Here is a 13,552-nt window from a genome sequence, read left to right as displayed (position 1 = left end):
ATTGGCAAAAGCAACCCCGCACGGATCCGACACCCGTCCTCCGCTTTCTCGAATCCCGAATCCCCAATCCCGAATCCCCACACAACACCGCGCTCCGTACCCTCATCCGCCCCTTTGGGGCACCTTCTCCCGGTGGGAGAAGGGATTACGCCACGGATTTTTTTATGAGCCGCAAGCACGCCTTCCAGTTCCTCGACCTGCCCCGGCAGATGCCGCAACGCATTCCGGTGGAACTGCGCACCTCCGGCGACTGGAACGAGCTGTACGGCAAGTTCGACAAGGCCGATGCGCAGTACCAGGCCGGGCGCTGCCTGGATTGCGGCAATCCGTACTGCAGCTGGAAGTGCCCGGTGCACAACGCCATCCCGCAGTGGCTGCAGCTGGTGCAGGAAAACCGCATCGAGGAAGCCGCGGCGCTGTGCCACAGCACCAATCCGCTGCCGGAAGTGTGCGGGCGGGTGTGCCCGCAGGACCGCCTGTGCGAAGGCAGCTGCACGCTGGAGGAGTTCGGCGCGGTCACCATCGGCGCGGTCGAGAAGTACATCGTCGATACCGCGCTCAACAACGGCTGGCGCCCGGACCTGAGCCAGGTCGAACCCACCGGCAAGCGCGTGGCGGTGATCGGCGCCGGTCCGGCCGGACTGAGTTGCGCCGATCGCCTGGCGCGCGCCGGCATCCAGGCGGTGGTGTACGATCGCTACGAGCAGATCGGCGGGCTGCTGCAGTTCGGCATCCCCAGCTTCAAGCTGGACAAGAGCGTGATCGGCAAGCGCCGCGAGGTGCTCGAAGGCATGGGCGTGCAGTTCCGCCTGGGCGTGGAGATCGGCCGCGACGTGAGCCTGGAGCAACTGCTTGGCGAATACGACGCGGTGTTCCTGGGCACCGGCGCCTACCGCTACACCGACGGCGGCCTGCCCGGCCAGGACCTGCCCGGCGTGCTGCCGGCGCTGCCGTTCCTGGTGCAGAACAGCCGCATCGTCGGCGGCAACGATCCCTGGGGCCGGCCGATCGCCGGCTGGGAAGACAAGATCGCGCTGCCCGACCTGAGCGGCAAGCGCGTGGTGGTGCTGGGCGGCGGCGACACCGGCATGGATTGCGTGCGCAGCGCGATCCGTCTGGGTGCGGCCAAAGTCACCTGCGCCTACCGCCGCGACGAGGCCAACATGCCCGGCTCGGCGCGCGAGGTGGCCAATGCGCGCGAGGAAGGCGTGCGCTTCCTGTTCAACCGCCAGCCGCTGGCGGTGGAAGCCGACGCCGACGGCAACCTGGCCGGCGTGCGCGTGGTGCAGACCCGGCTCGGGGAGCCGGATGCGCGCGGGCGCCAGGCCGCGGTGCCGGTGGAAGGCAGCGAATCGCTGCTGGACGCGGACGTGGTGATCATCGCCTTCGGCTTCTCGCCGAGCGTGCCCGAGTGGCTGGCGGCGCAGGGCGTGGAAGGCACCGCCAACGGCCGCATCCTCGCCGGCGGCAGCGAGTCCGACGGCAGCGGCCGCCTGCCGTACCAGACCACCAATCCCAAGCTGTTCGCCGGCGGCGACGCGGTCCGCGGCGCCGACCTGGTGGTGACCGCGGTGGCCGAAGGCCGCGATGCCGCGGCCAGCATCGCCGCGTGGATCGGCAACCGCCTGCCGGTGACGACCCAGGCCGCCGCCTGAGCGACGGCGCACGGTCTTGGCGGAATTCGGCCGGTTCGGCGCGGGCAGGAACATCGCAGAGTTAGCGGTGCGGCCGATGGCAGCACCGCCGAACTGCTGCCTGGCATTCCCGGGATGCAGGACGCGTGTGGCGTCGCTGGTGGTCGCGCCCCTTCCACCGCGACTCCTTCGCTGCGCACCTGACCTGGCGCACGGACGGCTGACGCAGTGCCGCGACCACGGTCACGCCGCTGCTGTCGGCTGCAGCACGCGCCTGCCGTGACGCCGCCGACGTCCGCGCGCAGCGTGCCTGGGTCAGGTGAATGCCGGGCTAACACGGGTGCGTGCAGGCTGGCGATCCCGGGGGCGATCCTTGCACGCTTGCGCCTGCCGTCCCGCATTCCCCCGACGCGGACGGCGCCTCCCCTCACCCAAGGAAGCTCCCCCATGTCGCTTTCCTCGTCGTGTTCTGTGCGCTGGCGTTCCCTGCCGCTGGCGCTGCTGCTCGCCGTCGCCTGCAACGCCGCCGCCGAAGGCCGCAACGTGCTCAAGTACGCCGGCGTCAACCTGTCCGGCGCCGAGTTCAACTCCGGCAAGAAACCGGGCGTGCTGTACAAGGACTACACCTACCCGACGGCGACCGACTACAGCTACTTCGCCAGCAAGGGCATGAACACCATCCGCCTGCCGTTCCTGTGGGAACGCCTGCAGCCCACCGCCAAGGGCGAGTTCGACCAGGCGCAACTGGCGCTGTTGAAGAAGTCGGTGGAGCAGGCCAAGGCCAACCGCATGTACCTGATCCTGGATCCGCACAACTACGCCAAGTACAACGGCGCGCTGGTCGGCAGCGAGGGCGCCCCCGACGACGTGTTCGCCGACCTGTGGCGGCGCCTGGCCAAAGAGTTCAAGGGCGACGACAACGTCATCTTCGGGTTGATGAACGAACCCAACGCGGTGTCTTCGACCGACTGGGCCAGCGCGGCGCAGGCGGCGATCGACGCCATCCGCAAGGCCGGCGCCAACAACCTGATCCTGGTGCCGGGCACCGCCTACACCGGCGCGCACAGCTGGCGCAGCACCGCCTACGGCACGCCCAACGCGGTGGCGCTGCAGCCGCTGAAGGATCCGCGCAACCGCATGGCGTTCGAAGCGCACCAGTACCTGGACCGCGACAGCAGCGGCACCAAGGGCGAGTGCGTCAGCGCCACCGCCGGTGCCGAAAAGCTGGCCGGGTTCGTCAGCTGGTTGCGCGAGAACAAGAAGGTCGGCTTCATCGGCGAGTTCGCCACCGCCAACACGCCTACCTGCAACCAGGCGCTGGAGAACATGCTCAGCTACATGCAGAAGAACGACGACGTGATCCTGGGCTGGACCTGGTGGGCGGCCGGTGCGTGGTGGAAGCCCGACTATCCGTTCAACGTGCAGCCCGGCAAGGACGGCAGCGAGAAGCCGCAGATGGCGATCCTGTCCAAGTACGCCCGCCAGATCACCGGCAAGAAGTGAGCCGCCGTTGCCGGCGCCGTGTGCCGGCAACGCCTCGCATCACCGCACGACGCGTGCGGCGTCCACGACGCGCACGCCGGGCACAGCGCATGCAGCGCGATCCAGTACCGGTTCGCGCTGCCAATCGCGGCACAGATCCAGGCATCCGCGCCTGCGACGCATCGCCTCTCCCTCGGCAATGCACTACGGTGTCCGCACACCGTTGTCATCAGCCCGGCCTGGCAGTTCCATCGGCCGGGTTCCCCCTTGATGCCGAAGGAGATCCATCATGATCGCGCGCACCTTGCGTCGGCGGTCGCGGCACGCATGGCGTGCCGCGCTGCTGCTGTGCCTGTCCGTTCCGCTGCCGTCGCTGCAGGCGCAAGAGGCGCTGCGTTTCGCCGGCGTCAACCTGTCCGGCACCGAGATCGCGCCGTCGAAGATTCCCGGCGTCGTCGGCGTCGACTACACCTATCCGCGCAGCAGCGACTACACCTATTTCGCCGGCAAGGGCATGAACCTGCTGCGCCTGCCGGTGCGTTGGGAACGCCTGCAACCGCAGCCGCGCGGTCCGCTCGACGCCGCGCAACTGGCGCTGATCGACGACGCCGTGCAGCAAGCCAAGGCGCAGGGCATGTACGTGATCGTGGACATCCACAACTACGCGCGTTACGACGGCCGCCTCATCGGCAGCACCGGCCTGCCGGTCGCCGCCTTCGTCGACCTGTGGCAGCGTCTGGCGCGCGCCTACGGCAGCGACAACGCGGTGGTATTCGGGCTGATGAACGAGCCGCATGGCATCAGCCCCGCCGCCTGGGCCGGCGCCGCGCAAGCCACGCTCGATGCGATCCGCGCCACCGGCGCCAGCAACCTGATCCTGGTGCCGGGCGCGCTGTGGACCGGCGCGCATAGCTGGTACACGCCGGTGGACGGCACGTCGAACGCCAGCGCGCTGGCCACGCTGCACGATCCGCTGCAGCGCGTGGCGATCGAAGTGCACCAATACCTCGATGCCGACTCCAGCGGCACCAGCCCGGTCTGCGTCAGCGACGACATCGGCGCCGAACGCCTGCGCGCGTTCACCGGATGGTTGCAGGAGACCGGCCACCTCGGCTTTCTCGGCGAATTCGGCGCCGCCGACAATCCGGTCTGCCGGCGCGCACTCGATGGCATGCTCGCCGACATCGCGCAGCACCCGACGCTGTGGCTGGGCTGGAGCTACTGGGCCGGCGGCGCCTGGTGGCGCGCCGACTATCCGTTCAACGTGCAGCCCGACGCCGACGGCCACGACCGCCCGCAGATGGCGATCCTCGCGCCCTGGGCGCAGCGCATCACGCGCTGAGCCCGGCGCTGCCGAAGGCGAGGCGCGCGTGCGGCGCCATGCGTCACGACGCCGTGGCGCGCGCCGACACATAGGGATCTTTAGTCACGTCGGGACGTGTGCTGTGAGCGGCGCTCCCCTTTCTTGCGAGATCAGCCGAGGCGGGCTTTACCGCGAACGCGTCGTCGCGGCTGCGCCGCTCCCACAGGGCAAGCTGCATCCAGCGGATTGTGCGCAAGCAGGCGAGTAGAGGCGCCCGCGTGACCTGCGACGTGCAATGCGTCGCACATTTCCGATGACCACGATCGCTCTGGCATGGCGGTTGCAGCGTGGTGCACGGCCGCGCACGCCGCATCGCGGCGGCGCCTGCCGCTCTTTCCCCACGAAGGATCCGCCATGCCACGCAATTCCCGTTTTTTCCGCTTCCCGCAATGGCGGCAGCGCGCCGCGCTGTGCCTGCTCCTGGCCGCCTGCGTGCCGTTCGCCCACGCGCAGCAGACGCTGCGCTATGCCGGCATCAACCTGGCCGGTGCCGAGTTCAACTCGGCGAAGAAGCCCGGCGTGCTGTTCAAGGACTATGTGTATCCCACCGACGCCGACTATGCGTACACCGCGGCGCAGGGCATGAACATCGTGCGCCTGCCGTTCCTGTGGGAGCGGCTGCAGCCGCAGGCCAACGGCCCGCTGGACACCGCGCAACTCGAGGCCCTGCGCACCGCCGTCGCGCGCGCCAAGCGCTACGACCTGCAACTGGTCCTGGACGTGCACAACTACGCCAAGTACAACGGCGTGCGCATCGGCGGCGACGCGGTGCCGGCGGCGGCGCTGGCCGATCTGTGGCGGCGCCTGGCGCTGGTGTTCGGCAACGACAGCAGCGTGGTGTTCGGGCTGATGAACGAACCCAACGGCCTGGCATCGGGCGACTGGGCGGCCATCGCGCAAGCGGCGATCGACGCGATCCGCGGCACCGGTGCCGACAATCTGATCCTGGTGCCCGGCACCGCCTTCAGCGGCGCGCACAGCTGGAACAGCACCTGGTACGGCGTGTCCAACGCGCAGGGGTTGCTGACGGTCCACGATCCCGCCGGCAACCTGGCGTTCGAAGTGCATCAGTACCTGGATCCGGACTCCTCCGGCACCAGCGCCGCCTGCGTCCGCACCAGCATCGGCGCGGAGCGTCTGCAAGGGTTCACCCAATGGCTGCGCGCCAACGGCTATCGCGGCTTCCTCGGCGAGTTCGGCGGCAGCAGCGACGCCACCTGCCTGGCCGCGCTCGACACCATGCTCGACTACGTCCACGCCAACGGCGACGTCTGGCTGGGCTGGACCGCCTGGGCCGGCGGCGCGTGGTGGCGCAGCGACTACGCGTTCAACCTGCAACCGGACAAGAGCGGGGCCGACAAGCCGCAGATGGACGTGCTGGCGGTGCGCGCGCAGCAGATCACGCAGTGACCGCGGCAAGGCCGGGGTCCACGGCGGCGGCATGGCGATCGCGCGGCGATTGAGTCGGCCCCGGGACGGGCGCAGACTGTCGCACCTTCTCCGCACGGATCGACGCATGCGCCTGGGCCTGGCCGCCAACCGATTGCACCACCAGGGCAAGGATGCCGCGCTGTTCCGCTGGCTGCGCGCCAGCGAAGCCGGCATCCGCGAGCTGCAGCTCGGCCTGCATGCGGTCGGCCGCACCCACGAGGCGATCGTGCGTGCCGGGTTGTTGACCGGCTATACCGGCCTCAAGCGCTACCCGTTCGGCCGCGAAGGCGGACTGATGAAGCTGGTGGCCGAAGTCGTGGGCCTGGAAGGCGCCGAACGCACCCTCGACGGCGCCATCTACCTGATCGATCCGGTCGACCCATCCTCGATTTTCCCCGAGGCGATCGCGCTCAAGCGCCAGTGCGTGATCCACGGCAAGCCGTTCATTTCGACCGTGGCCAGTGCCCGCGACTGGGTGGAGATGGAGCGCATCCACGCCGCGTTGCCGCCGGACCGTGGCGCCGACGATCTGTACGCGCTGCAGCGGCAGACCCTGGCGCTGATCGCCCACGACGCGATGAAGCCGCAGATGCTGGCGTTCGCCAGCGCGCATTTCGACCTGCTGTCGCGCTTCGCCGAACGCGTGGCCACCGGTACCACCGGCCAGCGGCTCAACGAACTGGCCTGGAGCCGCGGCTGGCCGCAGGGCCAGGAATGGGTGCACCGCTACCAGAGCGGGCCGATGGGCGGCGACGCGCAGATCGCCGATCGTGTGCTCGCGCGGCGCTGCCACCGCGCGATCTTCTTCGAGGATCCGCATGTCGCGCGCCAGCACGAGGCCGACATCCAGTTGCTGGAACGCGCAGTGACCACGGTCACCGACAGCGCCGTGTGCATCACTTCGCCGGTGATCGCCGCGCGCTGGGCGCAGGCCGCCGCACGCCGCCTCGCCGCGGACTGACACGGGCGGTCATCGCGCGCGCTCGCCTCGCGCGTGGACAGCAGACAGGACCCGCCACGACGCTGCGCTGGCGTGCGTGACCGTACGCACAGTCACTGCGATGTCACGCCAATCGCCAACACTGCCGCGCCTGTCCAGATCCCAGGGGGGATCCCATGTTGCGTTTCACCCTGCGCCTGCTGCTGCTCGGCGCAGCAGCACTGTGCGCGCTGCCGTCCGCGTCTGCGCAGCCGGCCGAGCGCCTGCGCGTGCACGGTTCCAACAGTCTCGGCGCGCGGCTGATGCCGGCGCTGGTGGAATCCTGGCTGCAGAGCATGGGCTACCGGCAACTGCAACGGCGTCGCGTCGATGCGACGACGCTGGAGATCGCCGCAGTGCGCGACGACGCGGCGCTGGTGGTCGAGATCGCCGGCACCGGCTCGGCCTCAGGCATCGCCGACCTGGTGCATGGCGAGGCCGAACTGGCGATGCTGGCGCGCCAGCCCGACGCGCGCGAACGCGAGGCCGCCTGGCAGCTCGGCGACCTGGCCTCGCCGGACCAGCAGTTCGTCGTCGCCCTGGACGGTGCGCGGGTCCTGGTCGCCGCCGACAACCCCATCGCCACGCTCAGCGTCGCGCAGCTGCGCGATATCCTCAGCGGCCGGACGACACGCTGGTCGCAACTCGGTGGTGCGGACCTGCCGATCGCGCTCCATCGCAGCGCCGTGCATGGCGGGCTCGACGATTTCCTGCGCGAGCGCCTGGCGCTGCCGGCGCTGCACGCGCCGGGGGAGGTCCTGCATGCCGACCAGGCCGAGGCCGCGCGCGCCATCGCCGGCCATCCCGACGCCTTGGCGATCGTCGGGCTGACCACACCGGTGCCGGCCGGCACGCGCGCCCTGGCCATCGCCGACGGCGGCCTCGCCGTCGCCCCGACCGCGGCGGCAGTGCGCGGCGAGGACTATCCGTTGGTCCAGCGCTACAGCCTGTACGGCGGGCAGATGATGTCGGCGCTCGGCCGCAGCCTGGCCCTGTATGCGATCGGCCCGCAGGCGCAGCAACTGGTGCGCCGGCTCGGTCCGATCGCCATGACGATCGACGTCGACCCCACCACACCGGCAAGCGGGAGCACCGCTGTCCGCACCGACGCGGCCTATGACCAGGCCATCGCCGGCGCCCGGCGCCTGACCACCACGCTGCGTTTCAGCCTGCACTCGCTCAATGGGATGTACGAGGCGCGCAGCGTCCAGGACCTGGACCGGCTGGTTGCCTTCATGCACCAGCCGGCGATGCGCGGCCGCGCCCTGGCGGTGATCGGCTTCGCCACGCCGGACAGTGCCAACCGCCTGTACCCGACCATCGCCAGCAACGACCGCGCCGACGTGGTCGCCGCGTACCTGGTGCAACGCGGCGTCGCGGTGGAGCGCGTGCGCGGCCTCGGCGCAGTGCGTCCGCTGCTTGGCGGCGAAGACGCCGCAGCCAAGGCCCGCAACGAGCGCGTCGAGCTTTGGCTGCTGGATCGGGCGCGGTAGCACGCTCGGCGCAGGTCGAAGAGCGTGGCGACGGGTGGACGCATCGGTGCCGCGGGACGCGAATGCGTGGCGTGGCATCCCGCAGTTTTCTTTGAGACGACAGCTGCAGCGGACACGGCGGCCTATCTGCAAAAGGCGTAGCGCGATCAAGCACGACGCCGCTGGCCGGGTAGCCGATACAGCGGTCGATACCGATGCAGAGCGCCTGCTGCAGGAACGAGCGCTTCCATAACGGCAAAAGCGAGCACACGTGCAGGAGCGGCCTCAGCCGCAACGAGGCGTCCCCGGGAATGCCCGTCGCGGCTGAAGCCGCTCCTACAAAAACCTCAACGACACCTTCAGCTCGCCACGACAAGGTGCGGCTGCGAACGGCTCGGCGCGCCGCCCAGGGGAACCACGTCGACGCACGGATGGCGCCACATGGCCACGCCAGACGAGCGAGCGGATCCCGGCTACAGCGCGCCGCCGTGGGCCATGCACCGTTCACCGCACGGCGCCTAAAGTCGCCCGACAACGCCCCCTCATCCGGCCCTGGAGATCGCCATGCCTCGTCCGTCGCACGCCGTGCTCGGCGTGATGCTTGCCGCAGCCGCCCTGGCGCACAGCGCGCCCGCCGCCGCAGTGCAGCGGCTGTGGCCGACCGCGGACCAATGGCAACAACTGCACGCCTCGGCCGCCACCGATCCGGCCTGGCGCCAGGTCGAGGCGGCGCAGGCCCGGCTGGCCGATGCGGCGCGCGCACAGGGCGCGCATCCGCTCGACAACCTGAGCACCGGCGGCCGCCTGCACGGCGATCCGGTAAAGGCGGCGACCGAAGCCAGCCTCGGCGACATGCCGCGCATCCAGGCGCTGGCGCTGGGCTACGCCCTGGACGGCGAGCGCGCGGACGCATTGGCCGCCGGCGACCAACTCGCGCAATGGGCCGCACGCAACGTGCCCAACGGCAATCCGATCGACGAGACCGGGCTGGAACCGGCGATCTTCGCCTACCGCATCGTGCGCCCGACGCTGCCGGACGCGCAACGCCACGCCATCGACGCCTGGATGCGAAAGATCGCCGACGCCGAAATCGGCTCGCGCGATCTCAAGCGCAAGACCGCCACCAACAACTGGCATAGCCACCGCCTGAAGACCGTGGGCATGATCGGCGCCGCGCTCGACGACACCCGGCTGCTGGACTACGCCCGCACCGGCTTTCGCCAGCAGATCGCCGACAACCTGTTGCCCGACGGCCGCAGCATCGATTTCGTCGAACGCGATGCGCTGTCCTATCACGTCTACGACCTGCGCCCGCTGGTGACGCTGGCATTGCTGTTCTCCGAACGCGGCGAGGACCTCTACCACTGGCGCGCGCCGAACGGCGCATCGCTGGCGCGCAGCGTCGACTGGCTGCTGCCGTATCTGCGCGGCGAACGCAGCCACGCCGAGTTCGTCGGCAGCCAGGTGCCGTTCGACAAGGCACGCTCGGACAACGGCGAAGCCGGACACGTGATCGGCACGCCGTACGCGGCGGAGGGCGCGGAATCGCTGTTGGTGCTTGCCGCAGCCTACGATCCCGCCTGCGCCCGCTTGGCCCAACAGCTCGGCCACGGCACGCCGTCTTGGCGCCTGGCGATCAGCACATTGCCCGATTCACCGCGCTAGCCCCGTCACACCCGCGGGCATCGGAACGCCGGCGCTCAGCCAAGGCATGACGGAGGGGCTGCGACGCGGCACGTCTCGATGCGAGCCGTTGCGCACCTCATCGCGCGGCACAGCGGCGCAGGAAGTGGTCGAGCGGTTTGGCCTCATTTGCACATCCGTGGCCCCTTCTTCAGGCGGGAGAAGGAAGCAACCGAGCCCTCTCCCGCCGGGAGAGGGGTTGGGGTGAGGGTACGGCGCGCGCAGCCCCTCGCCGATCCGTCATTGCGAGGTTTCGCCCGCAACCTCATCTGCCCCTGCGGGGGCACCTTCTCCCCGACGGGAGAAGGAAGAACCGAGCCCCACTCCCCCCGGGAGAGGGGTTGGGGTGAGGGAACGGGGCGCGCCTCGCCGATCCGTCATTTCGAGGCTTTTGCCCGCACTTCCATCGCCTGCTCGCGTCGCGCTGTTTTTTCCCGCGCAATAAAAAATCCCCGTCCTTTCGGACGGGGATTTGGGGTAAAGCCCCTGGCGATGACCTACTCTCGCATGGCTTGAGCCACACTACCATCGGCGCAGCTGCGTTTCACTTCCGAGTTCGGGATGGGATCGGGTGGTTCCACAGCGCTAATTTCACCAGGGAGACGGTTGGAGTGTCGCCACGTGCGGGTCCTCGGTTGTTGGACCGAGGACGGCAAGGGCGCCAGCCTCTCATAGGGTGTGATGTAGCGAGCGAGTGAGAGCGATCGACGTGTGTCGCGCTAAGGGATGCTTATGAGGAAGCATCTTGAGGTTATATGGTCAAGCCGCACGGATCATTAGTATCAGTTAGCTCAATGCATTGCTGCACTTACACACCTGACCTATCAACCACGTAGTCTACATGGTTCCTTTAGGGGACTTGTGTCCCGGGAGATCTCATCTTGAGGCGCGCTTCCCGCTTAGATGCTTTCAGCGGTTATCGCTTCCGAACATAGCTACCCGGCAATGCCACTGGCGTGACAACCGGAACACCAGAGGTTCGTCCACTCCGGTCCTCTCGTACTAGGAGCAGCCCCTCTCAAATCTCCAACGCCCATGGCAGATAGGGACCGAACTGTCTCACGACGTTCTGAACCCAGCTCGCGTACCACTTTAAATGGCGAACAGCCATACCCTTGGGACCGACTACAGCCCCAGGATGTGATGAGCCGACATCGAGGTGCCAAACACCGCCGTCGATATGAACTCTTGGGCGGTATCAGCCTGTTATCCCCGGAGTACCTTTTATCCGTTGAGCGATGGCCCTTCCATACAGAACCACCGGATCACTAAGACCTACTTTCGTACCTGCTTGATCCGTCGATCTTGCAGTCAAGCACGCTTATGCCTTTGCACACAGTGCGCGATGTCCGACCGCGCTGAGCGTACCTTCGTGCTCCTCCGTTACTCTTTAGGAGGAGACCGCCCCAGTCAAACTACCCACCATACACGGTCCCCGATCCGGATTACGGACCTAGGTTAGAACGTCAAGCACGACAGGGTGGTATTTCAAGGATGGCTCCACCACAGCTAGCGCCATGGTTTCATAGCCTCCCACCTATCCTACACAGACGAACTCAACGTTCAGTGTAAAGCTATAGTAAAGGTTCACGGGGTCTTTCCGTCTTGCCACGGGAACGCTGCATCTTCACAGCGATTTCAATTTCACTGAGTCTCGGGTGGAGACAGCGCCGCTGTCGTTACGCCATTCGTGCAGGTCGGAACTTACCCGACAAGGAATTTCGCTACCTTAGGACCGTTATAGTTACGGCCGCCGTTTACTGGGGCTTCGATCAAGAGCTTCGCCTTGCGGCTGACCCCATCAATTAACCTTCCAGCACCGGGCAGGCGTCACACCCTATACGTCCACTTTCGTGTTTGCAGAGTGCTGTGTTTTTGATAAACAGTCGCAGCGGCCTGGTTTCTGCGACCCTCTTCAGCTATAGCTCGCACGAGCCACCAAAAAGGGTGCACCTTCTCCCGAAGTTACGGTGCCATGTTGCCTAGTTCCTTCACCCGAGTTCTCTCAAGCGCCTGAGAATTCTCATCCTACCCACCTGTGTCGGTTTACGGTACGGTCTGCGTAAGCTGAAGCTTAGGAGCTTTTCCTGGAAGCGTGGTATCAGTGACTTCGTCTAAAAGACTCGTCTCGGTGCTCGGTCTTAAAGGATCCCGGATTTGCCAAAGATCCAAACCTACCGCCTTTCCCCGGGACAACCAACGCCCGGTACACCTAACCTTCTCCGTCCCTCCATCGCACTTACGCGAGGTGCAGGAATATTAACCTGCTTCCCATCGACTACGGCTTTCGCCCTCGCCTTAGGGGCCGACTCACCCTGCGCCGATTAACGTTGCGCAAGGAAACCTTGGGCTTTCGGCGTGCGGGTTTTTCACCCGCATTGTCGTTACTCATGTCAGCATTCGCACTTCCGATACCTCCAGCAGACTTCTCAATCCACCTTCGCAGGCTTACGGAACGCTCCTCTACCGCGCATCGCTTATCGCGATGCACCCCAAGCTTCGGTTCACTGCTTAGCCCCGTTAAATCTTCCGCGCAGACCGACTCGACCAGTGAGCTATTACGCTTTCTTTAAAGGGTGGCTGCTTCTAAGCCAACCTCCTGGCTGTCTATGCCTTTCCACATCGTTTTCCACTTAGCAGTGAATTTGGGACCTTAGCTGTGGGTCTGGGTTGTTTCCCTTTTCACGACGGACGTTAGCACCCGCCGTGTGTCTCCCATACAGTCCGTCTCGGTATTCGGAGTTTGCAATGGTTTGGTAAGTCGCGATGACCCCCTAGCCATAACAGTGCTCTACCCCCGAGAGGATACATATGAGGCGCTACCTAAATAGCTTTCGAGGAGAACCAGCTATCTCCGGGTTCGATTAGCTTTTCACTCCTAATCACACCTCATCCCCTACCTTTGCAACGGGAGTGGGTTCGGGCCTCCAGTCAGTGTTACCTGACCTTCACCCTGGGCATGACTAGATCACCCGGTTTCGGGTCTACTGCCCGCGACTATGCGCCCTTATCAGACTCGGTTTCCCTTCGCCTCCCCTATACGGTTAAGCTTGCCACGAACAGTAAGTCGCTGACCCATTATACAAAAGGTACGCAGTCACTCTTGCGAGCTCCTACTGCTTGTACGCACACGGTTTCAGGATCTATTTCACTCCCCTCTCCGGGGTTCTTTTCGCCTTTCCCTCACGGTACTGGTTCACTATCGGTCGGTCAGGAGTATTTAGCCTTGGAGGATGGTCCCCCCATGTTCAGACAGGGTTTCACGTGCCCCGCCCTACTCGTCTTCACTGGTATGGCCCTTTCAAATACAGGGCTATCACCTTCTATGGCCAACCTTTCCAGGTTGTTTTTCTAAAACCATACCAGCTTAAGGGCTAGTCCCCGTTCGCTCGTCACTACTTAGGGAATCTCGGTTGATTTCTTTTCCTCCGGTTACTTAGATATTTCAGTTCACCGGGTTCGCTTCCAGCAGCTATGTATTCACTGCAGGATACTGCCGAAGCAGTGG

6 protein-coding genes, 2 rRNA genes and 1 pseudogene (1 of these 9 running past the window's edge) are annotated in these 13,552 nt (G+C 66.3%); 7 read left to right on the top strand and 2 right to left on the bottom strand.

Annotation, left to right across the window (positions count from 1 at the left end; genetic code table 11):
* Positions 1–164 precede the first annotated feature (164 nt).
* From NUG21_RS01005 to NUG21_RS00975, 7 genes and pseudogenes are all read left to right on the top strand, one after another.
* Positions 165–1,655: a glutamate synthase small subunit GltD family protein gene (locus NUG21_RS01005; RefSeq protein WP_242081562.1), complete on the top strand. Its 1,491-nt coding sequence runs from the start codon at positions 165–167 to the stop codon at positions 1,653–1,655.
* 525 nt (positions 1,656–2,180) lie between these two features.
* Positions 2,181–3,137: pseudogene (locus NUG21_RS01000) on the top strand (glycoside hydrolase family 5 protein); the annotation flags it as partial.
* A gap of 268 nt (positions 3,138–3,405) precedes the next feature.
* Positions 3,406–4,458, top strand: a complete 1,053-nt coding sequence (locus tag NUG21_RS00995; RefSeq protein ID WP_263392037.1) for a glycoside hydrolase family 5 protein — start codon at positions 3,406–3,408, stop codon at positions 4,456–4,458.
* Positions 4,459–4,833: 375 nt separating this feature from the next.
* Positions 4,834–5,889 carry a glycoside hydrolase family 5 protein gene (locus NUG21_RS00990; protein ID WP_019797903.1) on the top strand — a complete coding sequence of 352 codons (1,056 nt, stop codon included), beginning with the start codon at positions 4,834–4,836 and terminating at the stop codon, positions 5,887–5,889.
* A gap of 106 nt (positions 5,890–5,995) precedes the next feature.
* Positions 5,996–6,871 carry a methylglyoxal synthase gene (locus NUG21_RS00985; RefSeq protein ID WP_019797902.1) on the top strand — a complete coding sequence of 292 codons (876 nt, stop codon included), beginning with the start codon at positions 5,996–5,998 and terminating at the stop codon, positions 6,869–6,871.
* A gap of 155 nt (positions 6,872–7,026) precedes the next feature.
* Positions 7,027–8,382 carry a substrate-binding domain-containing protein gene (locus NUG21_RS00980; protein ID WP_263392036.1) on the top strand — a complete coding sequence of 452 codons (1,356 nt, stop codon included), beginning with the start codon at positions 7,027–7,029 and terminating at the stop codon, positions 8,380–8,382.
* A gap of 543 nt (positions 8,383–8,925) precedes the next feature.
* Positions 8,926–10,026, top strand: a complete 1,101-nt coding sequence (locus NUG21_RS00975) for an alginate lyase family protein (protein ID WP_263392035.1) — start codon at positions 8,926–8,928, stop codon at positions 10,024–10,026.
* Between the two features lie 502 nt (positions 10,027–10,528).
* Here NUG21_RS00975 and rrf read toward each other — a convergent pair.
* Both rrf and NUG21_RS00965 read right to left on the bottom strand, forming a co-directional pair.
* Positions 10,529–10,643 (bottom strand): 5S ribosomal RNA (gene rrf, locus NUG21_RS00970).
* Positions 10,644–10,799: 156 nt separating this feature from the next.
* Positions 10,800–13,552, bottom strand: a 23S ribosomal RNA gene (locus NUG21_RS00965); it runs 127 nt beyond the window's last position.

This window comes from Xanthomonas sp. CFBP 8445, from assembly GCF_025666235.1.
Taxonomy (GTDB): domain Bacteria; phylum Pseudomonadota; class Gammaproteobacteria; order Xanthomonadales; family Xanthomonadaceae; genus Xanthomonas_A; species Xanthomonas_A indica.
This window is presented reverse-complemented; position numbering and strand designations above follow the sequence as displayed.